Consider the following 22,376-nt stretch of genomic DNA (forward strand, 5'->3'; position numbering starts at 1 on the left):
CACCTCGCCCGGGGAGATCGGCTGATGTCGAAGATCACCGCGATGTGGGAGTGGATGCCGAGTTGGATTCTCACCGCACTGAATTTCGGCCAGGCCTACCCCGAGGGCGACGAGGACGATCTGTGGGCACTGGGCGAGGCGTGGAAGAAGGCGGGCAAAGATCTGGCCGCGCTGGAGCCCGACATCAAGAGCGTGATCGACCGCACGCAAAAGTACTACTCCGGCGACGGCGCCGAGGCGGCGCGCAAGGAATTCGCCAAGCTGTTCCACGGCGAGACGTCGATCTCGGAGAACGCCAAGGCGCTCGAAGAGCTGGGTGAGTACTGCCGAAACGGCGGTACTCAGGTGGAATACACCAAGATCATGGAGGCGACCTTCGCCGGTATCACCGTGTACGCGGTGATCGCGCTGATCGCGGCGTGGCCGTGGGGCGAGGCGGGCGTGCCGCTGGCCTTGGCCGCGGGGCGGCAGTCGTTGTCGGTGGCCGCCGAACAGGGCGCGAAGCAGTTGATGTTGGAGGCCGGGAAGGTCGGCCTGAAGAACCTGCTGAAGCCGTACCTGAAGCAGATCGGTATCGCGGGCCTGAAGATGGGCTTGCAGGGTGCGGGCATCGACGGCCTGATCCAAGCCTACCAGATGGGTTCGGGCCACCGCGATACTTTCGACTGGAAACAGAACCTGCGCACCGGCGTCGAGTGGGGTGCGGGCGGAATCGTGGGCGCGCCGGTGGGCATGGTCGCGGGTCGGATGCTCGGCAAGACCGCCTTGTCGCCGTTCATGCGGGGCACACTCACCGGTGCGATCGGTGGTGTCGCGGGCGGTTTCGGCATGTACGGCGCGGGAATCGGTTGGCAGGCGGCGAGCCAGTTCGTTTCGACCGGTCATGTGGACTGGGGCAAGGTTGATATGACCTTTCATCCCCAATTGCTTGCCGCCGGTGTGGGTCTCGGCGTGATTCATGGGGCGCGCAGCGGTGCGCACATGGGTAACGCGCCGCGCGCGGGAATGAGCGAAGGCACGCACGCTTCGTCTGGGGTGTCGGGCGGGTCGACCAAACCGCCTGTGGTGACGCGGGAGTCGACGCGAGAGGGCAAGCAGCTCAACCGCGATTTGATGCGAGAAACCCATCCCGACCCCTATCCGCCGGGGCCTGAGCGTGATCGCGCGGAGGGCTTCTTCAAGCGGGTCAGCGAGGTCGACGCGCGGGCGGGGGGCAAAGGGGAGTTCAGTACCGAACATGTCGCGGAGTTGCAGAAGATCCGCGCCGAGTGGGATCAACGCGCGCCGCTCGGTGACGGGAGTACTTCGCATCCCGACACCGTGGGAACGCACGAGAACAATTCCGGGCGGCCCACGGATTCCGCCGCACGACAGGCTGATTCGACCAGCCGGCCGGTGCAGGCCGACCGTGGCGTCTCGCCGTCGGAAGCACGCCAATCCACACCGCAGGAACGTGCCCCGAGGCCAGCGGGCGAGCGCGCCCCGCACGGCAAGGAATCCGGAACTGGCGTGCGAGAGAACGGGGCAAGGGCGGCCGAGGAGGGCGCGGGTGTTGCGGGCGACCGGGAATCCAATCTCGTTGCCGGGCAGAAGGATCTGCCGGTCTCGTCCGAACGCCCCGTGTCCGAGTCCGGCACTCCTGAATCGAATGTTCCTGGGTCGCCCGAGCATGCTGTCGCCTCGGTAGAGCCGGAACCCGGCGCGCCAGGGCGGCTCGAGTCCGATCGTCCCCCGTTGGTCACCGATCCGCCGAGTGCACAGGACCACACCGGAGTTGTCGACCGGGCGGGAGTGCCCACTGAGCAGCGTCCGACGACCAACGGCGCGCAGACCGGCGGTGCTCACGAGGAAGGATCGACGAGCAGGCCGAGCGCCGACCGGCAGGAGCCGCCCGCGTCCACCACGAAAGCACCAGAGCCGGGTCCGCGCGAGGAGGCACCACGGCGCTCGGTGAGCCCGGAGCCGCACACGGAAGGTCCTGGTACGCACGGTGATTCAGCTCTCACACCCTATGGTTTCGCTGGTGAACCCGGCGGGCCGCGCGGTGGCGATGCCGGTCTGCACCGAGGCGCCGCGGGTCCGGTCGGCGAGTTCCACGGCGAGGCTCGGGTCGGCGAGGGCGCTTTGCCGGAAGCCGTGCTCATCGCCGAGATCCGCAACAATCTCGCGCTGATTACCCCGGAGGGGGTGTCCTATCACCGCGAGTCCGGCCATTTCGTGTTGCGGGATGGGCGCACCGTCACGGTGCGAATCGGCGATCACCGTACCCGCGAGGTCGCGGAGTTCGTCGCGAGGCCGGACGGCACCGGCTACGACGTGACGGTGTCACCGGGGGCGAGGAACCACGATGTCGCGCGCGCGATCGCCCACGAGCTGGCCGAAATCGACCTGGCGCAACAGCCAACGGTCACGATCGATCCGGTGAGCGAGCGCCCCACGACGCTGACCGACCATCTCGGGGGTCGTTTCGCGGAGCTGCGCGCACTGACGGCGCACATCGATCGAGCCACCTTCGACCCCAAGATGGCGGGCGAACTGCCCGGCCTGCGTAAGGATCTGGTCGATCTGATCGATCACCTGGGGTTGCGCGCGGGTCCCCAGGCGCAGCACCGCTGGGATCTGCTCGTCGAGCACGATCCGGTACTGGCCAGGCGCCTGGAACTGACCGCCAACCAGCTCGCCGAACACCGCCCGGTCTTCGACGCCACGCTCGGCAAGGACGCGTTCGAGCACGGGCGCCAGGAACATCTCGAGCAGCTCACCGAGCACCTCACCGGCGACAACGCACCCGCGGTGGTGCGTGCGGAATCGCTCGCGCTCGACGGCAGGATGCGGGAGGAGTTGGCGCGCCGCGTCTTCGACCCGGTATTCGAGCGGGAAGCCAAGAGTGCGCGCGCCACGGTCGACGCGGCGCGGGAACTGTTCCCTGCGCTCGACCCGATCAACGAGGCGATGAACAACCCTCGGCTCACCGAGCCGCAACGGGTGGCCGCCGTGCACGCGGCCATCGAGGGGTTCCGCGAGGCGATGCCGCAGGCTTTCCACGATGCTTTCGGCGCGCAGCGTTTCGCCGATATGCATTCCGCCGCTGACGGACTCGGCGGACCGTCGCGTTCGGCGGGGGTGCTCGACCACGCGAACAGTCAGCTGCGGGTCGGCGAAGAAACGGTGTCGTTCACCGACTTCCTGCACGGTATCGACCGCGCCAACCGCGGCGCGACCGAACACGGCATGAACCTCGAGTACGTCGTGGTGGTGCACGCCGCCGAGACCGGCCATTCCATGGTGGATGTCCTTTCCCGCCCGCGGCCGAATTATCGACTTCCGTTGGAACAGAACGTCTTCGGTAGCGAAAACGAGCACATACCGCTGGCGCCTCGGCAGCCTGCTGCCGAGGCGACCGGTGGGGGTCACACGATCGACGTTGGTGTCGGTCGCAGTGCGTTCGCGGTGGAGATGACGCCGATCGCCGACCGCGCCACCGGGGGGTTGATCATCAAAACCGAGTTGGCCAACGAACACCCGATCGCCGGGCAGCGCAGGCGTGATCTCGGCATCATCGATCCCGGCCCGCTCACCGAGCGTGGCACCGTCATGGTGTTCGGCGACCTGCTCTCCGACGGCAAGGTACTCGGCGACGGCACGAACGGCGGGGTCGCGCGGATCTTCGTCAACAATGTCAGCGCGCACCTCGACCGCGCGGGCTACGACGCGATCGCGGCCGCCCTGCCCGATGTGCTCGCGCCGGGCGGACGCATCGAAGTGCAGTGGGACATGAAGCCGGAGCGGGCGATCGAGGACGGCGGCGCGATCGGCGATCGCGGGCACATCACCGGCACCGATCTGGTTGCGGCGATCGATCGCCGCTTCGGCGCGGACAACGGCATGTTCCGGGTCGTCGAGGAGCGGGAATTCGGCTACCCGGGCAACAAGGATTACGACTACAGCATCGACGCGGGCAGCCGCAGCGAGCCCGACCACGCCAGGATGGCGACGTTCTCGCCGCCGAGCCCCGATCACCGCATGGTGATCGTCTACGAACCGGAAAGCCACTCGGCGCGGCCGAGTGCGCAGGGGCCCACCGGTACCGAAATCGGCGAGAATCACGGTGGCACGGCCAGCAAAGTGGGCGATTTCCACGGTGCAGGACGTCCTGGTGACCGGGCCGATCTGTCGAATACCGCTTTGCACGAGGAGGTTTCGAATAACCGCGAGCTGATCATGCCGGAGGGTGTTTCGTGGGATGCGGTGGGTGAGCGGTTCGAGTTGGTTGATGGGCGTGAGGTCGCGGTTCGGGTGGGGCCGACGCGTGATGGTGCGGTCGCGGAGTTCGTGGAGCGACCGGATGGTTCGGGATATGACGTGAATGTGTCGCCTCGAGCACGTGAGCAGGATGTGACCCGTGCGGTTGCGCATGAGGTTGCGGAGATCGCGTTGGCGCAGGATCCTGCCGTGTTGCGGGATTCGGTGAATGATCGTCCTGCGGTGATGACGACGCACCTGGGTGGGCGGTATGCGGAGCTGAAGGTGCTGACGACACAGATCGATCGGTTGTCGGCGGATCCGGTGCGGGTCGAGGAATTACGGGGTCTGCACAAGGATTTGGCTGATCTGTTGGATCGGTTGGGTGTGCGTGATGGTCCTGCGGCGCGGGTGAAGGAGGGGGAGACCGATCCGTGGCTGTTGTTGGCTGAGCGTGATCCGGTGTTGGCGCAGCAGGTGGCGGAGTTGGGGCCGCCCGCGCGCGGGGAGGCGCTGGCACAGGCGCGTGCCGAACACGAACAGCAGCACGAGGGTTCGGTGGTCGAGCACGCCGGTGTCGACGTGTCCGATCCGGCTACCGCGAACGGTGAGATTCGGCGTTGGTACAACGAGGTCACCGGGCGCATCCCGGAACTGGATCGACAGTGGGCGGCCGACGGTGTCGCGGTGGACGAGCGGGCCAGGATGGCCTCGGAGATTCGGCACAGCGCGCGGGTGGGTGCTCGGGAGCTGATGCTGAACCAGGCCGAGGTCGAGGGTCTGCGCGCCAGGGACATGCAGGTCTATCAGAATCCGGACGGCCCGACATTCGAGTGGTTGGTCGGAAAGTCGCACACCAAAGGCTTTTTCGGGGACGCGGCCTACGACTACATTCTCGGCAGTTCGAATCGGACCAACGCGGAGGTCAACCAGCGCTTCGCCAATCAGCAGGAAGCGAATCCGCCTGCGACACAGCCGCAACCCGCGCGCGAGGGGCACGGTGCGCGGAATGAGCAGGCACCGACGACCACCGATCGTGCCGCAGCGGCGGAGCTAAGCGCGCCACAACCGGCCGACACCGTCGAGCGGGGGGACCGAAGGGGCCAGCGGCCCGGCGCGGGCGATACCGAGGCCGCACGTGATCGTGCTGCTCGACGCGAGGGCGGTGCGGTCGAGGGGACCGGGCGCCGACCCGGATCCGATGCTCCCACGCAGCAGCGCGGCACGGAGCCGGAAGCCTCCGGTGGCACAGCCAGCAAAGTGGGCGATTTCCACGGTGCAGGACGTCCTGGGGACCGGGCCGATCTATCGAATACCGCGCTGCACGAGGAGGTTTCCCGCAATCTGGAGCTGATCACGCCGGAGGGTGTTGCGTGGGATGCGGCCGGTCAGCGGTTCGAGTTGGTTGATGGGCGTGAGGTCGCGGTTCGGGTGGGGGCGACGCGTGATGGTGCGGTCGCGGAGTTCGTGGAGCGACCGGATGGTTCGGGGTATGACGTGAATGTCGCGCCGCGTGCGCGCGAGCAAGACGTGACCCGTGCGGTCGCGCACGAGTTGGCCGAGATCGCGCTGGAGCAGGACCCCGCCGTGTTGCGAGACGCGGTCAACGATCGTCCCTCGGTGATGACGACGCATCTGGGTGGACGGTACGCGGAGCTGAAAGTTCTGACCGCACAGATCGATCGGGCCATCCTCGACCCGGCGCGCGGCGACGAGTTGCCAGGTCTGCACAAGGATTTGGCTGATCTGTTGGATCGGTTGGGTGTGCGTGATGGTCCTGCGGCGCGGGTGAAGGAGGGGGAGACCGATCCGTGGCTGTTGTTGGCTGAGCGTGATCCGGTGTTGGCGCAGCAGGTGGCGGAGTTGGGGCCGCCCGCGCGGGCGGAGGCACTGGCCCAAGCACGTGCGGAGCACGAGGGGGTCGACCTCACCGAGGGCGCCGTGGTGCACGCCACCGAGTCGGCGGCCGCGAACGTCGAGGTGCGGCGCTGGTACAACGAGGTCACCGGCCGGATCCCGGAACTGGATCGGCAGTGGGTCGCCGAAGGTCGGTCACTGGAGGAGCGCGCACGACTGGCCTCGCAGGTGCGCCACGGTGCGCGCATCGGTGCTCGTGAGTTGATGCTCGACCGCGCCGGTGTCGCGGAACTGAACGCCAGGGATCAGCAGGTCTACGAGAACCCCGACGGACCCACTTTCGAGTGGTTGGTCGGAAAGGCGCACAGCAAAGGTTTTTTCGGGGACGCGGCCTACGAAAGCATCGTCGGCAGCTCGAATCGGACCAACGCGGAGGTCAACCGGCGTTTTGCCGGATCGCCGGAGAACGCTGAACCTGCTGCGACACAAGCGGAAACGACGCATGTCGGACGCGACGGCCAGCCCGTGGGCACGGCCGAGGGGCGAGGCGCCGAGCCGCCGACGCACCCGCGCGCGACGCAGCCGAGGGAATCCGCCGGTACGTCGGGACCGCATGTTGAACGGTCGACGGATGCGAATGCCACGCCCGCGACGGGCCGCGAGGCGGAGTCGGGATCGCAGGTCGAACGGTCGACGGACCCCGGCGCCGCGGGCCCGGCGGATGTGGCGGCGGAGTCAGGAAGGCAGGTCGAACGGTCGGCGGCGGACCCGAGCACGACGCGCCCGGCGGAGGTGACGGCGGAGTCGGGATCGCAGGTCGAACGGTCGGCGGACCCGAGCACCACGCACGTGACGGAACCCGCCGCCGGGCCGCCGCAGGTCGAACGGCCAACGCGGGAAGGCTCGGACCCCGCGCGCGAGAACGTCGAGGCCGAAGCGCAGACCTCCGCTGAGATCGTTCGCCCGCCGCACGAGTCCGAACTCGATGCCGCCTACGCCGAAAACGCGCTACGGCAATTGACTCCCACCGCGGACCCGCAGGTGCTGCTGCACCCCGCCAGAACCGCCGGTGACGTCGTCGGCCCGGCGCGAGAGCGGGCGAACGCGAACGCCGCATGGTGGCACGGACTCGACGCCGCGCACCGCGACGCGGTGATCCAGCGGCATCCGTCGCACGTCGGCAATGCCGACGGGATTCCGGCCGCCGCGCGCGACCACGCCAACCGCCTCGCACTCGAACGTGACCTCCAGGGCTTCCGCGCGCGCCGCCCCGAGCGGCTCGGCAGCGGACAACTGGTCAACCCCGAGTTCGGTAAGGGTGAGCCACAACAACTTCAGAACATGTTGCGCACGCGGGACGCGCTGTACCGCGCCGAACTGCTCGCCGACGCGCTGCACCCCGCCGTCGCGCGCCCCGAGGTACGACTGCTGTCCTACGGCAAGGGCCGCGTCGAGATCGTCTTCGGCGACGTGGACCGCGCGAGTTCGGTCTCGATGCACGTGGTCGATGCCAACGCGGGTCTGCGTTCGCTGCCCGAGGACGTGGTGTTCGCGCGCAACCACTTCGAGGCGACGATGCGGCAGTCACCCGACGCCACGGCCGCTTCCGTGCTGTCCTACCGGCATGGTCTGCCCGGCGAAGCCCGTGTCGACGGATACGAGGCGGCACGGCAACTGCGCCAGCACCTCGCGGGCCTGCACGCGGGTCGGGAATTCCACGCCGGGCTCGCCGAGGGCACCGCGCGGGCGAAAACCCATGTGTTCGCTTACGGTCCGAGCACCAAGACGGCCACCGACGCGGCGGCCGGACGCCGACTCGGCCGTGAGATCGACACCTTGACCCTGGCCGACGCACCGCGCCAGGTACGGGCGGCGGACGTGTCACGGTACGGAATCGCCGGTGACAAGGTGACCTTCGTCGAGCCGAGCGGCGGTCGCTCTCGGTGGGGTGCGCTGTGGGAACGTCTGCTTCCCCCGGAAACGCCGCGCGGTGGCAGATTGGTCGAGGTCGAACCGGCACCGGGCACCAGGTCCGCGGGACCTGGTCGTTACCTGTCGGCCGACCCCGCGACCAGGGCGCCCACGTCGTCGTTGGAGGTGTTCGGCGCCATCGCCGCCGACCCAGCCGCGCACGTGTCCGCGGTCCGGTCGGGGCAGCCGCCAGCTGTCGGGGACGGTTCGACGGGGTTCCGCCCGCCGAGCGCCGCACCGGATGTCACGACGACCGCGCACCAGGATCACCTGGGTTCGGTACTGCCGCAAGATCATCCGATCACGGCCACCGAACAGCGGTTGACGGGCGAGGCGCGGGAGAAACTGCGCGAGCAGTTCGGCGCGCACGCCGACTTCCTCAACCTGGTACGCAGCGTCCCACGCTCCGATGTGATCGTCTCGTCCAGACAGCGGGCCACGGCCAACGCGCGCTGGTGGCATTCGCTGACGCCGCAACACCAGTCGGCGATGGTGCGCACCCGTCCGCACTTGATCGGCAACACCGACGGAGTGCCCTACGCCGTGCGCGATGTGGCCAATCGGTTGTCGATCGCCCGCGACCTCGCGAAGTTCCTCGAACACAAGCCCGCCGACGTCGGATTGCACCGGTGGGTGCGTACCGAATTGAGTCAGGTTCAGCGCACCCGTCTCGGCAACCTGATCGTCGCCCGTAACCACCTCGCCGTCATCGAGCGTGGTGCGAACGAGATGATCGGTTCGCCTCCGGTGCAGTTGCTCAGCTTCGACGCCGCGGCCTACCGAGGCAACGGCATGGTGTCGGTGTCGATCGGCAACGCCGACAGCGCGGCGCTGGTGACCCGCCATATCGGTGGATTCGGCACGACGTTGCGGTCGCTGGCCTATCGTTCGCAGTTCGCGCGCAGCCAGTTCGAGGTGACCTCGGGCTTCGCGCCCGAACACGAGGTCGCCGCGATCATCGACATCGGCTACCACCATCCGACCCAACCGATCGAGGCGACCAAAACCGTATTCGCGGAGGTCGGCGGGTACGTGGTGGCCCGAGATATCGCCGCATTCAACGCGACGCGCGAGTTCCAGGCGAACCTGCGTGCGGGCGCGCCGGTGCCGAGGCTGCGCACCGCGATCGGGCACAGCTACGGATCGACCACGTTGTCGCATGCCGGAGTCGAGGGCAGGCTCGGCCCTCGGGGCGAGGGGATGCGCGGCGAGGTCGATCAGGTCGTGCTGTCCGGCTCGCCCGGTGCCGGACCGTTGCGCGATGCCTCGGCCTTCGGCATCGGCGCCGAGAACGTGTATTCCCTGGCCTCGCAGCGCGATCCGATCGCGAACCTGGGTGCGCCGGTGGCGGGCGGACACGGCCGCTTCTTGAATCGCGGTCTCGGTATCGACCCCGCGAACGAGGCATGGGGCGCGATCAGGGCGGGCGCCGAACCGCCGACGACACCGGAATTCCGTACCAGGATGCAGGTGCATCAGGGCTACAACTCGTTCGCCGATGTGGAGACCAGACGACCGACCGAGGCACTGCGCAATATCGGCCTGATCGCGGCGGGTCGTGGCGCGGAGATCACCCACGCCGAGCATCGACCCGCCCTGGACGCCCCGACACGGTGGCAGCGGATCGCCTCCCGCCCCGCTGATCCCGAGTGGGCGCGGGTGCATCGCGACAAGCAGTCGTTCTGGGTACCCAAGGTGGTCTCCGAGCGCGACGCCGCCGCCAGCTTCGCCGCGGTCGAAGACGGGGCACCCGCACCGCATCGCAGTGGCGAACTCGAACCGCGCCTGAACCAGCACGATCTGGATTACCGGAGCGCGCTCGAACAGGTTCTGCCCGACGCGCGGCCCGCCACCGCGGCCGAAGTCGCCACGGCGCACAGCGCTTTCGCGCACGCGGAGCCGGTCGCGACCGCGCGCGAGTTGCTGCACGGCGAGTACACCGACGCCTCGGTGACCGCCGAGGCGCGTCAACGCGCGAGCGCCAATCACGAGTGGTGGCACGGACTTACCGCCGAACAGCAACGCGCCGTGCTGCGGGTACATCCGCACGAACTGGGCAACGCCGATGGCGTGCCGTTCCGCTTCCGTGACGAGGCCAACCGGTTGGCGATCGCGCGCGACCTGGCCGGGTTCCGCGCACGCGTGCCCGAGGGCGTCGAGCTCACGCACTGGATGGACAAACACCTCGCCCCCGCCGAGCGCTTAGAACTCGAAAACCTGCTCTACACCCACCGCGCGCTCGAACGCGCCCAGCGCCAAGCCGATTCGGTATCCGACGCGCCGCCGGTGCAGGTGTTGTCCTACGGGGCCAAGGAGTTCGGTGGTGAGGGTCGCGCGGTGGTCGCCTTCGGCGACGCCGACCTCGCCGAGGTCACCGCTTGGCAGATACCCGGCATCACCACCACATTGCAGCGACTCAGCGGCAGGCTTTCGAATTCCTGGAACCTGTACGAGGTGGCCAGCGCACTCGCGCCGGACAAGAAGCTGCTCTCGATCGCCTGGCTCGGCTACGACGCGCCCAGTGGCGGAAAGATGATGACCGAGACGGTGTCGCCGAGACCAGCGATCGAGGGTGGACGGTTGCTGGCGCGCGACGTGTGGGGCCTGCACACCACCCGAGAGTTGCAGTCGCGTCTGCCCGGTGGCCCGCCCCCGCCGATCAATCGCCTGTTCGCACACAGCTTCGGCTCCACAACCACGGCTTACGCCGCCGCCGGTGACCGTTTCGCGCCGATCCGCAAGCAGGTGGAGGTAATCTTGCTCGGCTCGCCGGGGATGGGTCCGTTGTCGCATGCCAGCGAATTCGGTGCGGCGAAGGTGTATGTCGCTGCGGGATCGCGTGACCCGGTGACCTGGCTCGGCTCGAATACACCGGGACAACTCGGTCGCTTCGCCGGGCGTGGCCAGGGCGTCGACCCGTCGACCTGGCGCTTCGGTGCGACCAGGATCGCCTCTGAATTCCCGGACCTACCAAGGTTTTCCGACGCGCTGCGCACCCACCGGCAGTACTGGCAGTACCTGGACCCCGCGTTGCGGACGCCGACCGAGGCGCTCGGTAACTTCGCGCGCATCGCGATCGGCCGTGGCGACGCCGTCGACACGGTGGCGCATCGGCCCGGCGTCGACGTCCCCACCTGGTTGGGCCGGTATGTCGCTGGACGTCCGCACGACCCGGAGGCCACCCGTGACGCATCGGTCGAGGGCGATTTCAGTTATCGACTTCCCCCCGAACCGGCGGCACCGGTGCCGGGTGCGGTCGGACCTGAGATCCAAGGGCACCGGGGTGGACGCGGGCTGTGGTCGGAGAACACGCTGCCCGCGTTCCGCAAGGCGATGGAGCTCGGCGTCGACGCGATCGAACTGGATGTCGGGCGCACCGCCGACGGTGTCCCGGTGGTGCACCACGAGCAGCGCATCGACCAGCACAGCGCGCGTGACACCGCACCGGTCACCCCCGGCGATCCGCAATTTCCTTACGTGGGAAAGCCGATCGGCGAACTGACCTTCGAGCAGGTCCGCAGCATCGACACCGGCGTGGTGCACGGTAAATTCGCCGCGACCCAGACCACCGAGCCCGGCAGCACCATCGCCACGCTGGACGAGGTGGCGCAGTTGGTGGTGCGTACCGAATGGCCGGGGACGCTTTCGGTGGAGATCAAGACCGACCCGCACTGGACCGACGCGCAGGTGCGCGCGCTGGTAGCCGACACCGTCGACGTGCTCGAAGCGCGCGGTGTGCGCTACCGGTTACTCGGGTTCGATTGGCGCGTATTGGCATTGGGTGCGGAGCTGGCGCCGAACGCGGACCTGGTCGCACTGGTCTCGCCGCGCACCACCACGCGGGACTGGTTGGGCACCGACGCGGGTGTGCATCGACTCGACCAGGTGCGCTCGATCGCCGCCCAGATTCGAGGTATCCCGCACACGCCAGGCGGTGACCTACCCGCCGCCGCGCGCGCGGCGGGGGCGGACATCCTGTCGCCGGAGCACACGATGGTGACCGAGGAACTGATGCGCCAAGCCGAGCGTGCGGGACTGCGAGTCGTGCCGTGGACGGTGAATCGGCCCGCCGATCTGGGCAGGATGATCGATCTCGGCGTGACGGGTATCGTCACCGACTTCCCCGACCGTTTGCGTGCGTTGCTGGCCGAACGGGGCTTCGCGCTGCCCGGCCCCGGCGGCGCGCCTGGTGGTGCGGGGCGTGATGGGAAACGGTGACGTGCGGATAGACGGCGTGCAGGGAGACGATGGCATGGTGCAGTGGAATCAGCTTCCGGACGAGGGGAATCAGTGACCGAATCGGAGTTCTTGCGGCAACGGATTGTCTGGGCGTCGACGGGCGACGCGCAGACCCCGTACTTGGCCGAAAGCGCCGGACGGGTACTCACCGTTCGGATCGGTGACTTCCCCGAGGAGTCGCTGTACACCCTGCTGGTCGACGGTGCGGCGGTCGCCGAATTCGACGACTGGCCGAGCGTCTGGGTGCGCCCGACCGGCGACGCGGCGAACGCCACCGACACCGGTGCGGAGGCGTCGTCGCAGGACGGCGCATCCGGCGCCGAAAGTTTGCCCTTCGCGCGCACCAATGCCGAGGCGCGGCTGTTCCTCGAGTTGCAGCCGTGCCCGCACTGCGGCGAGCGACGGTGTGAGTTCCGTAGCGCCGTTGTCTCGGTCGGGGACGTTTTGGCCAGTCGCTACACCGGCGTGTGCCCGCGCTGCGGACGTGAGCGGGTCTATCAGTTCCGGCTGCCCGACGAGATCTTGCCGCCGCCAGCCGATTCCGTGCGGTTCGGTGGCGAGGATCCGTCCCAGTTGCTCGATCCCGGTGTGTGGCTGTGGTATTCGGACACCGCGGCAGGGCAGGTGCCCGCCGATCTTTTCGGCCTCGACGCGCAGTCCGCGCGTACCGCCCGCCACACCCTCGCCACGGCGCTCGCGGCGTTGGACGAGGTGTTGAAGTTCATTCCTGCGGGCCAGGATTCGGTTCCGGCCGCGGCGTTCACCTCGCTCGACGGCAAGGCGATCTACGACAACGAACCGGGTAGATTCACCCGGCTGCGGTTGACCGCGATCCGTGATTACTACGCCGAACGCCTGGCGAACTGGTGACCGCGCACACCGGCCGTTCGAGTACCGGAGGGGTTGTTCGGTCCCGGTGGCGCTGCACGGATCTCGCCACGACCATCGATGACTCGGCGGCGCCATGGGATGATTCGAGGGATGGACGTGGTGGCGGCCGGGTCGCCGACGGCGGGTTGTTCGCCGCGCGGTCGATGACCCGTTACCGCGAGTTCAGGTGATACGTCGAGGCTGTAGGGAATGGGAGTCGGGGCGACAACCGCGTCGGGGAGTACGGCACCGCGGTGGAGTTCGAGCGAGAAGTAGGGCAGGTGAGGATGATTCGATTGGCAAGGTCGGGACTGGTTCTCGTCACCGCGCTGCTCGCCGGTGGCTGCGGCAGCGAGCTCGCGCCCTCGGCGCTGCCCGCGGAATCGGAATCCAGCTCGACGCCGGCACGCTCCACCGGTCCCGAGGCGACCTCGACCATCGAGTCGCAGCGTTCGCCGGTCTCCGACGACGAGCTGTTCGATCCGTGCACGATCCGACCCGAGGTGCTGCGCGGTGCGGCGCTGGAGCCCGATATTCGGCGCCCGAACAAGCAGCCGGGGTGGAAGATCTGTAGCTGGACCTCCTCGGACGGTCAGCCGTTCATGTCCGCCGAACTGTATGTGACGAAGGTGAGCTACCAGGAGCTGTTGGCGAACGCGCACTACGACCGGTTCGTCCCCACGACGGTCGGCGATCGGCCGGGCACGGTGTTCCGCAAGGTCGGTGACGTCGACGAGGAGTGTTATCTCGCCTGGGGAACCGCCACGGGGACCGCGTGGGCCGCGATTTCCGGATTCATCACGGGCGATGAGCCGCGCACCGATCCATGTCAGTATGTGCGGGGATGGGCCGACGCGGCCTTCCCTGTGGTCCCGAGTTAGCTAGGAGTCACGGATGGCGCCGAACGACGTTCCTTCGTGGGACAGCCTGAAGAACGATGCCAACAACGGCACACTCACGCTCAAGAACGACGCGGTCAAGGACCTGCGGGATGCGTGCAACACGGTGATCGGCCGTCTGCTCGGGTTGAAGGGCTATATCAACCAACTGAACAACATCAACGCCTTCGCTCCCAGCCTGCCCTCCAGCGACACCCTGGCACAGAAGTTCGTCACCAGCGCGAATAACCTCGGAGATATTCTCCAGCAGCATCTGGACATTCAGAACGACATGGCGGATCTGTTCACCGATGCGCGCAAGGCCTACATCAGGGCCGAGGTGGACAGCGAGGATCAGTTCAATCAGATCAAAACGCTCGATGATCTGCCCGCTATGACGAAAAAGCCGGGCACCTTTCACACGAATCCGGACACTATCGAAAGCACCTATGTGCAGCCGGGTTTCTACGGTTGGGACAACCTCGACTCCGGGAAGATCAAGAGCAGCAACGGCAATCCCAACGGAAGCTATGTCGGCGGTATGCCGGATGCGATGAAGAACTACAGCGGGCCCACTTTCAATGGCGTGCCCGCCAATGGTGAAAACCCCAATGATTGGGATTACGAACGTTTTCGGACGATCGGTACCGAGATCGATTACGACACTCCGTCACAGCGTGCCGGAATATGGAAGTGGATGGCGGGCGAACTCGACGACGTCTTCACGACTTTCGGCAACAAGATCGGTGCCGTCGCCAACGGTGACCAATGGGGTGGTTCCGCCGCGACCAAGGCCGCCTCGGCGACGGGCAGATACGTCGCCGATACCCAAGACCTGCAATCGAAGATGAAAGTGCTCGGGGAGAATCTGTCCTACACGGCGGGCTGGTTGATGTTGACCAAGTCGAGTATGCCGGTGGGCCCCGATCTTTCGGGCACCAAGTCGAATCCGTCGGGAACCTATATCACCGCACCCGGCGGCTCGCCGCCGCCGAGTGGCACAACCTACCCCGATCAGACACCGATCTATCGGGAGAATTTCAAGAACACCTACCTGATCGGTCTGCCGGAATCCGATGGCGCGGTGCCGATGCTGCCGTTTCCGACGAAGCCGACCAGCAGCGACAATCCCGGCGTGCCGGGGAGCCCTGGTGGCCCCGGCGGGCCGGGTGGACCGGGGGCTCCAGGCTTCGGCCCAGGCGCCCCTGGCCCCGGGGTCGTTGCCGCGAAGCTGCCTGGACCTGGACCGGGCACCGATGGTCTCGATCAGCAACAGCAGGAGGCGCTGCGCAAGCAGCAAGTCGCCGCGCAGCAACAGGCCGAAGCGCAAGAACGCCAGCAGGCGCAGGCACAGGCCGTTGCCGCGCAGCAGAAGCAGCAACAGCAACTTCAGCAGGCGGCGCAGGCCGCACAGCAGGCGTTGCAGCAGGGCGGGCAGGCGTTGCAGCAAGGTTTGCAGTCGGCGGTGACGCCGCCGGGTGGAATTCCGCCGACCTCGCTCGCCGGGCTCGACAACGCGATGAAGAAGGCCGCAGGGCCAGGGCCGGGTAAGGGCCCCGGCCCGGGGAAAGGGCCTGGTCCTGGCACGCCCCCTTTGCAGAACGCGACCCAGGCCGCGAAGCTGTTCCCGCGCGCCGGGCTGGATCAGATCTCCACCGCCGCGAACGGGGTGGCCACCGGCGCGGCCTCGGGACAGGGGATGCCTGGCCCCGGCATGATGGGACCGGGTGCGCAGGGCCAAGGCGGCAACAAGGAACACAAGCGCGCCGATTACCTGGATTCGCTCGAACATCTCGATGAGGGATTGGGTGAAGCGCCGGTTGTGGCCAAGCCGGTCGTCGAGAAATGACGCGAACGTGGCGGCTCACCGACTTGGAATTCGTCGTCGCGTGGGAGGATTCGAAGGAAGGATTTCTCCCGCACCCGTTCATCTTCACGAGTAGAATCCCGTTGTGGGAGGACTACTTGCGGGAACAAGCGCGGGTGCGCGCGGAACTGGCATCGAAAATGGACGAGTCGTTCACGAGCGTGCTCGATACGTTGGCTCGTCCGGATATTCGGCTGGAAGTCACCGCGTGGGACGCGAACAAACCCGATAATCCGGACCGCTGCCTGCGGGTGCTCGCGGTGCGTCAGGGCGATCGAGCGATCCTGGCGACCCAGCTGCCCGGCGAGACGGTCCGGCACAGTGGGGGATTCACCTTCGCCGAGGGCGACGCGCTGTCGCTGGCCGACATGGTCGCCGATGTCGTGCCCTCGGCCGAAGCGGGATCGCGTAAGCAGTTGGTGCTCGCGGGAACCGAAGCGGAGGACACCGACTACTCCTATGGTCAGTCGGATGTTTTCGATTCCTTCGACAGTTCGAGCCCCGTGCGGTCGACCGCATTTCTCGAAGAGCCGGTGACGACCATCGGACTGATCCGAATCGTGCAGGGTGGCTCCAGGTTCGGCCCCCGAGGCATCACCAGCCACTGGCTCGTCCTGCGCGATCTCGCCGACGACGGACGATACGTCATCGATGACCAGAATCCGCCGGTGGCGCAGTCGGCGGACCGGAACAAGCTCGTTACGCTGATCAACACGCGGATCGCGACGGTGGTCCGCGCGATCAAGGACGAACGTGCCTGACCCGCACGAGGGTGCCCGATTCGAGAGGTGTGATCCATGGGCGATGAACAACCGGAGCTGGTCGAGTGGACGGCGAGCTCGCGAACGGGATCGATCGCGGTGCGCACCACCGAACAGGGGCTTCCGCTCGGCATCTCCGTCGAACCCGCTGAGCTGAAACGCGACCCGCAGGAGTTGGCGGGAGAGGTGTTGCGGCTGTGCAAGACCGCGGCCAACCGTGCGGCGCTCGCGCGCAGGGCGCAATTGGAGGAGGCGGGGGCAACACAGGAGATGTTGTCGCTGATGGGCTTGCCGACCCCAGAACAAGTGGCTCGCCAAGAGCTCACCGAAGAGGCAGAATACGAGACGGAGCCAGTGAGCTGGCTGCGACAGGTCTGAGCCGAGGGAGGGGCAGCCTGATGTACGAGACGATGGACGAATTGATGGCGAGCGTGCAGCAGCGGCTGTACCGCATTCGCGATCTTGCCGACGATATGTCCGCCGCGCGCGGCAAGGAGGCGGCCCAGGACGGTTCGATCACCGTCGAGGTCGACGGTAACGGCGCATTGTTGAATCTGGAGTTCTCCTCGGCGATTTCGCGACTGTCGCCAGCCGAGTTCGAGAAGAAGCTCGTCGCGACGGCAAACGCGGCGGCGCGCAGCGCATTCGAGCAGCGTGCGGAGGTTGTGACGGCTTTCAATGAGGAAGTCGCCGAGTAGACATCCAATGTTCACGGGGATTGCGCAAAGATTCAGCAAGGTTGGCTTCCATCCTCGCTGTGCGTTGGTACCGTTGAATTGTTGGGCAATTGCGGTTTAGGAACGGGGAATTCGATGAGTGACTTCGTGGCAACGCCTGATGCGATCCGAGCCTACGGAGACTCGGCCGCCGCCATGGCGACCGGTATCGCCACCGCGGGGGCCTTCGACGAGGCGGCGACCATCGCCGCTGTCGTGCCGGTCTTCGGCTTGATCGGCCAAGACTTCCTGATGTCGTTCGCCTACGCGCAGGGCAACCACCTGTCCTCGCTGTTCGAGCTGGCCGGTGTGCACGCGGGCACCGCGGTCGCCGCACACGAGGCCGCCGCCGCCTACGACGCGTCGGAGACGAGCTCGATCGACGAGTTCGGCGCCGCCCGCATCACGCGATGAACGCACCGCTCGATCCGACCATCCTGGAACTGCTGCGCGGCAGCGCGATGGCGCCGATGCTCGACAAGTCGGTCAACGAGGTGTTGAAAGACATCGGCTTGCCGCAGCTTCCGCAGGTTTCGCCGCTGCCACCGTTGCCGGAAATGCCGCCGATGCCCGTCCTGGATCTTTCCGCGCTCACCAAACCGTTCACCGATATGGCGAGTGGTTTCGGCACCGGCTCGATCGGTGCGGGTCCCGGCCCGGATCCGACTCAGCTGCTCAATGGAATCACCACGGCATTGCAGACCGCGATGAGCCTGGGCAGCACGGCTTTACCGGCCCTCATGCAGCTGTGGCAAGGCATGGCGGCCAACTCCGCCGCGAACAAGGCCGGTGCCGCCGCCGAGAACGGGACCGAGATCGCCGCGCAGGGCGCGCAGGAGAAGGTGGGTCTCGGCACCGCGGCGACCTCGGTCGCGGTGGGCGGCGCCGAACTCACCGGCGTCATCGCGAAGTACATGACCCAGATGACCATGGCCGCGCCGCTGCTCGCGGTGCCGGGTGGTCAAGCGTTCATGGTGGCCTCCACCGTCGAGGCATTGACCGAGGCGACGGCCGTGGTCGCCAAGACCAGGGCCGAGATGACGGTGCATTCGGCGAACATGGCGACCACCGGCAAGAAGGTCGCCGTGACGAACGCACCGACCGGAGCCAGCTCGGTGCAGTCGTTGGACCAGGTGATGCAGCTGCTACAGCCGTTGATGACCGTGGCGAGCAGTGGCGCGCAGGCGGCGGGACAGCTGGCGAGCGCGAATTCGTCGTTGCTCGCGCCGAAGCCGATCGCCAAGCCGGGGGAAACCGAAGAGGAAGCCGCGGCGCGTGCGAAGGAAGCGGGCGGAATGCCAGGCCCCGGACCGGGTGTGCCTGCCGGATTCACTCCGGCGCCCTTGACCGCACCGCTGAGCCCGTGGACAGGTGCCGCGGGTGCGACGCCGCCTGGTGCGGTGAGTTCCGCTGCCGTGGAACCAGGGAACATGGTGCGTCCCACGGTAGGCGGGCCGGGGCCGGGCATGATGCCGCTCGGTGGGGCCGCTGGCGCCGCGTCGAGCGCCAGGGGCGCGGGGGACGCGGGGGATGGTCTGCCGGGGTTCCTGGTCAACGCGCAGCACGGCGACGCGGTCGTCGGCGATATCGAGGGGGTCACGCTGCCGGTGGTCGGCGCGGCCGAGTCGGTCTCGGAACCGCCACCCGACAAGGAACTGACCCTCTGACGCGCCCGCGTCACGGCAAGTAGGAGACTGAGATGTCAAGCAGTGGTGTGGATTTCGAAGGTGTCGCGTTCGACCCCGCGGCGGCACGCAAGGCGGCGACCCAGCTGGACGGGCTCGCCGACCGCCTGGCCGATGGCCTCAGCGCCGAGGAGATCGCGTTGCGGCCGGAGCCCAGCGGCACCGACGAGGTGTCGTTGCGCGCGTCACGCACGATGAGCGATGTGGCCAATTCCTACGGCGATAGCGCGTCCTCCGGCGTGCTCGAGCTGCGGAAGTTGGCCGCGACGCTGCGCAGCCAGGCGAATCAATTCGGGAGTTCCGAGGACGCCAGCGCCGCCGAGTTCGGTGGCAGCGCCCCGAGTACGGCCTGACCGCGAAAGACGAAGACAAACACGGAGCTGGTGATGATCGAACCACCGCAGCCCGGTTTCACCGGAGTGGTGTGGGAGGCACGGGAACCCGATCGGCTGACGCGCGAACTGAGCACAGGTCCCGGTGCGGTGCCGATGGCCGAGGCCGGTGCCGCATGGGGTCGGCTGGCCGCGACCATGGGTGGCGCCGTCGTCGAGTACGAGCAGATCATCGCCGAACTGCGCCTTGCGTGGCAGTCGAATACGAGTAACGCTGTGCTGGAACGGATCTCGACCCTGCGCGACTGGATCACCGATGCCGCCAGCGCGGCGGCGAACAACGCGCTGCGCGCCGAATCACAGGCCGCCGCACATCAGCTCGCGCGATTGACCATGCCGAACGCCGGCGACATCGCGGCGATTCAACAGCTCCAGCAGACAATCGCCGCGCTCGGTGCCGCGATGGGGGCGCCGATTCGTGCCGTCGCCGCGAGCACCGACACCGAGTCCGATGCCGCGAAGGCCGCGGCCTCCAGGGTGATGCGTTCCTACGAGGCGGCCACCGAGCCGCTGGCCCTGCCGTGGGAACAGCAGCAACCTCCGGTGATCGCGCCCGCGGTAGCGCTGGAATCCGAGCAGGGTGGGACCGCGGTGCCGGAACGGGGGAGTGCCTCGGTACCGGGCGGGATGCCCGCGATGGCGTTGCCGCCGGGTCTGCTCGGCGCGATCGCACCGGCGCGCACGCCTGGTGCCTATCGCACGCCGGTATACGCGCAGGCTGCCGCTGTCACCGAAGCTCCTGTGCCCCAGGTGGTTTCGACCCAGCAAACCGGCACGACGCCGATGGTGCCGCCCGGTGCCATGGGTGCGGGTGCCGCAGCGGCCGGGGACGAGGAATACCAGCCGGAAGCGCACGCGAGCGTCGCCGAGTCGGGTGACGCGCTTGGTGAGGGGCTCGGGATCGTCTCCGCACCCGCGGTCCTCGGCGCGATCGAACACCCCGTCGCGTACGAGCAAGCGTCCGTGCCGAGCGAGCGAGCCACCGGCGGCGCCGGATGACAACCATGACCAACGACGGACTGCTCGCGGTCGCCGAACGGCTCGGCGTGCAGACCATGCCGCTCGTGCTTTCGGTAGGGCCGCAACAGGATTCGTACGAGGAATGGGCGCTGGCGCAGGAGCGCGCGGTGGCTTCGCTCACCGAAGAGGGTGTGTTCGACAGCTACGGCGAGGTGCGCGATCCCGACCTGGCCGCCGCGCTGTATGCGCTGGCGCAGCCCGAACGTGAGCTCGTCGCCCGGGTGTACAGCTTGACCGAGCCGGTGTGGCAGGCCCGAATCTGCCTGGCGCGCCGAGGCGAACAGCATGCCCTCGCGGTGCGCAGGGGCGATAGCTTCGACATCCAGGCGGTGTGGGCCGACGGTTCGGGCGCCGCGCTACTCGGTCCGCTGATGCGGATTCTCGGTGCGGGCAAACCTGCCGAGGTGGCCGGGTTCAGCGCGTTGACCGACGAGCTCGGGGAGCGCCTGGACGCGGCGGACTCGTCCTCGGATTACGCGGACGCGCTCTACGCGCTCGGCGTCGCCGAACGTGACGCCACCGCGTACGGACTCGCCTTCGCCTCCGTGCACACCTATGCCGAAGTCGTGGCTTATGCCCACGTCGACGGAGTGACCACCCGGCCGCCGTGCGCGGTCGCGGTATACGACACCGGCCGTGGCCGCATTGTGGCCGCGCCCGGGATCGCGCCGGATCAGCAGGTCTGGTCCACGGTTACACCAGGCACCGATCATCGGATCGCGCAAGCGGTTTCGGCGTTGATCGACGCATTGCCCGGGGGAAGGTGGCTGCCGCAGTAAACCCCCGGGCGTGCATGTACGCCCGCCAGCCATCCGGCGGTGCCGACCGGCACCGTTGTTCCGGAATTTTGGATACACGATAGGAAAGGTTTGATCATGGCTGATGTATACGCCGATCACGTAGGAGCCGACCAGGCCAAGGGCGACATGGCCAACGCGGTCGAGGGGATGCGTTTCACACTGAAGGCGATCACCGATGAGGTGCACGCGGCCAAGGGTTGGTCGGGTGACGCCCGTACCGCGTTCATGGCGGCCTCGGCTTCCTGGGACGAAGAGGCGCAGAAGCTCAACGCCCTGCTCGATCGGATCACCGAGCAGGTCGGAGCGGGTACCGCGCAGTTCAAGCGCACGGATGCCGAAGGCGAAGACGAGTTCAACTACATCCGTATCTAGTCGCCTTCTGTAGGCGTTCGATCATCACCCATTCGGAGGGACAGCTATGAGTTCGATGGAATACAACCAGGCCGCCATGACCACCCTGTTCGGCGACCTCCAGGGCTTCCGCAAGAAGCTCACCGAGAACAGCCAGGACATGCAGAGTGCGGCCAAGGCGCTCGAGGTCGCATGGACCGGCACCGATGCGTACAACTCGTTCCACCAGACACACACCAAGTGGGACACCGAGTTCGGCGACACCCTCGTGGTGCTGGACAAGGTCGCCGCCGCGGTGGAGAACGCGCTGCACCGCGCGGTCGGCACCGACGGCAAGATCGGCGACGGCTTCGCCGACCTCTGAGCGACACACCGGGGCCACCCTCGGACATCGCGAAAAACGGCCGACCAGAGCAATTCCCGCTCCGGTCGGCCGTTTTCCGTAACGGTCGACGACGCCGCGCACCACTGCGCCACGGTATGTGCCGACGGGAACCAAACCGAATGTAAAACGCTCTCTCGCTCTGTGAACGTGCAGGTCAGGAAGTGTGCTCCCCGCGCGTGCGGGGATGATCCGCTGTTCGGGGGCATCGATTGGTCTTGGTGGGCGTGCTCCCCGCGCGTGCGGGGATGATCCTGCGACCCCGACCGATTCGTTCGGCGGATACTGGTGCTCCCCGCGCGTGCGGGGATGATCCTGGAGCGTTCCGTTCGGCGCATACGATGT

14 protein-coding genes and 1 CRISPR repeat array (1 of these 15 only partly in view) are annotated in these 22,376 nt (G+C 67.5%); all 14 genes read left to right on the forward strand.

What is annotated here, in order from left to right:
• Positions 1 to 24 precede the first annotated feature (24 nt).
• The 14 genes from ABEA50_RS27805 to ABEA50_RS27870 all read left to right on the forward strand — a co-directional run bounded on the left by ABEA50_RS27805 (position 25) and on the right by ABEA50_RS27870 (position 22,013).
• Entirely contained in the window at positions 25 to 12,288 is a 12,264-nt protein-coding gene (locus tag ABEA50_RS27805; protein WP_345499223.1) for a glycerophosphodiester phosphodiesterase family protein, read from the forward strand.
• A 72-nt stretch (positions 12,289 to 12,360) separates the two neighbouring features.
• On the forward strand, positions 12,361 to 13,179 hold the full coding sequence (locus ABEA50_RS27810) for a hypothetical protein (protein WP_345499224.1): 819 nt from the start codon (positions 12,361 to 12,363) through the stop codon (positions 13,177 to 13,179).
• A gap of 296 nt (positions 13,180 to 13,475) precedes the next feature.
• On the forward strand, positions 13,476 to 14,060 hold the full coding sequence (locus ABEA50_RS27815; RefSeq protein ID WP_345499225.1) for a DUF3558 domain-containing protein: 585 nt from the start codon (positions 13,476 to 13,478) through the stop codon (positions 14,058 to 14,060).
• Positions 14,061 to 14,073: 13 nt separating this feature from the next.
• Positions 14,074 to 15,906, forward strand: coding sequence for a hypothetical protein (locus ABEA50_RS27820; protein ID WP_345499227.1), 1,833 nt, complete (start codon positions 14,074 to 14,076; stop codon positions 15,904 to 15,906).
• A complete protein-coding gene (locus ABEA50_RS27825; protein ID WP_345499229.1) occupies positions 15,903 to 16,685 on the forward strand; it encodes an ESX secretion-associated protein EspG in 783 nt (260 codons plus the stop codon). The genes ABEA50_RS27820 and ABEA50_RS27825 overlap by 4 nt, the downstream gene beginning before the upstream one ends.
• 36 nt (positions 16,686 to 16,721) lie before the next feature.
• A complete protein-coding gene (locus tag ABEA50_RS27830) occupies positions 16,722 to 17,063 on the forward strand; it encodes a hypothetical protein (protein WP_345499230.1) in 342 nt (113 codons plus the stop codon).
• Positions 17,064 to 17,107: 44 nt separating this feature from the next.
• Positions 17,108 to 17,383, forward strand: coding sequence for a YbaB/EbfC family nucleoid-associated protein (locus ABEA50_RS27835; protein WP_345499231.1), 276 nt, complete (start codon positions 17,108 to 17,110; stop codon positions 17,381 to 17,383).
• A 114-nt stretch (positions 17,384 to 17,497) separates the two neighbouring features.
• Complete coding sequence (locus ABEA50_RS27840; protein WP_345499233.1) at positions 17,498 to 17,815, forward strand: type VII secretion target; 318 nt, start codon at positions 17,498 to 17,500, stop codon at positions 17,813 to 17,815.
• Positions 17,812 to 19,068 carry a hypothetical protein gene (locus ABEA50_RS27845; protein ID WP_345499234.1) on the forward strand — a complete coding sequence of 419 codons (1,257 nt, stop codon included), beginning with the start codon at positions 17,812 to 17,814 and terminating at the stop codon, positions 19,066 to 19,068. Before ABEA50_RS27840 ends, ABEA50_RS27845 begins: the two co-directional genes overlap by 4 nt.
• 32 nt (positions 19,069 to 19,100) lie before the next feature.
• Positions 19,101 to 19,439 carry a PE domain-containing protein gene (locus tag ABEA50_RS27850; RefSeq protein ID WP_345499235.1) on the forward strand — a complete coding sequence of 113 codons (339 nt, stop codon included), beginning with the start codon at positions 19,101 to 19,103 and terminating at the stop codon, positions 19,437 to 19,439.
• 33 nt (positions 19,440 to 19,472) lie between these two features.
• Positions 19,473 to 20,477 carry a PPE domain-containing protein gene (locus tag ABEA50_RS27855; RefSeq protein ID WP_345499236.1) on the forward strand — a complete coding sequence of 335 codons (1,005 nt, stop codon included), beginning with the start codon at positions 19,473 to 19,475 and terminating at the stop codon, positions 20,475 to 20,477.
• A gap of 5 nt (positions 20,478 to 20,482) precedes the next feature.
• Positions 20,483 to 21,277 (forward strand): ESX secretion-associated protein EspG, encoded by a 795-nt coding sequence (locus tag ABEA50_RS27860; protein WP_345499237.1) that lies wholly within the window; start codon positions 20,483 to 20,485, stop codon positions 21,275 to 21,277.
• Positions 21,278 to 21,373: 96 nt separating this feature from the next.
• A complete protein-coding gene (locus ABEA50_RS27865) occupies positions 21,374 to 21,670 on the forward strand; it encodes a WXG100 family type VII secretion target (protein WP_345499239.1) in 297 nt (98 codons plus the stop codon).
• Positions 21,671 to 21,716: 46 nt separating this feature from the next.
• Positions 21,717 to 22,013 carry a WXG100 family type VII secretion target gene (locus ABEA50_RS27870; protein ID WP_345499240.1) on the forward strand — a complete coding sequence of 99 codons (297 nt, stop codon included), beginning with the start codon at positions 21,717 to 21,719 and terminating at the stop codon, positions 22,011 to 22,013.
• 184 nt (positions 22,014 to 22,197) lie between these two features.
• Positions 22,198 to 22,376: direct repeats of the CRISPR family, unit length 28 nt; unit sequence GTGCTCCCCGCGCGTGCGGGGATGATCC; it runs 156 nt beyond the window's last position.

The organism is Nocardia callitridis (assembly GCF_039543305.1).
Lineage (GTDB): Bacteria > Actinomycetota > Actinomycetes > Mycobacteriales > Mycobacteriaceae > Nocardia > Nocardia callitridis.

Bases quoted from the DNA above. Each gene is read 5' to 3' on its own strand.
- ABEA50_RS27850 (WP_345499235.1), top strand. From the start codon at position 19,101: ATGTCAAGCAGTGGTGTGGATTTCGAAGGTGTCGCGTTCGACCCCGCG.
- ABEA50_RS27820 (WP_345499227.1), top strand. From the start codon at position 14,074: ATGGCGCCGAACGACGTTCCTTCGTGGGACAGCCTGAAGAACGATGCC.
- ABEA50_RS27865 (WP_345499239.1), top strand. From the start codon at position 21,374: ATGGCTGATGTATACGCCGATCACGTAGGAGCCGACCAGGCCAAGGGC.
- ABEA50_RS27860 (WP_345499237.1), top strand. From the start codon at position 20,483: ATGACCAACGACGGACTGCTCGCGGTCGCCGAACGGCTCGGCGTGCAG.
- ABEA50_RS27855 (WP_345499236.1), top strand. From the start codon at position 19,473: ATGATCGAACCACCGCAGCCCGGTTTCACCGGAGTGGTGTGGGAGGCA.
- ABEA50_RS27825 (WP_345499229.1), top strand. From the start codon at position 15,903: ATGACGCGAACGTGGCGGCTCACCGACTTGGAATTCGTCGTCGCGTGG.
- ABEA50_RS27845 (WP_345499234.1), top strand. From the start codon at position 17,812: ATGAACGCACCGCTCGATCCGACCATCCTGGAACTGCTGCGCGGCAGC.
- ABEA50_RS27805 (WP_345499223.1), top strand. From the start codon at position 25: ATGTCGAAGATCACCGCGATGTGGGAGTGGATGCCGAGTTGGATTCTC.
- ABEA50_RS27840 (WP_345499233.1), top strand. From the start codon at position 17,498: ATGAGTGACTTCGTGGCAACGCCTGATGCGATCCGAGCCTACGGAGAC.
- ABEA50_RS27830 (WP_345499230.1), top strand. From the start codon at position 16,722: ATGGGCGATGAACAACCGGAGCTGGTCGAGTGGACGGCGAGCTCGCGA.
- ABEA50_RS27870 (WP_345499240.1), top strand. From the start codon at position 21,717: ATGAGTTCGATGGAATACAACCAGGCCGCCATGACCACCCTGTTCGGC.
- ABEA50_RS27835 (WP_345499231.1), top strand. From the start codon at position 17,108: ATGGCGAGCGTGCAGCAGCGGCTGTACCGCATTCGCGATCTTGCCGAC.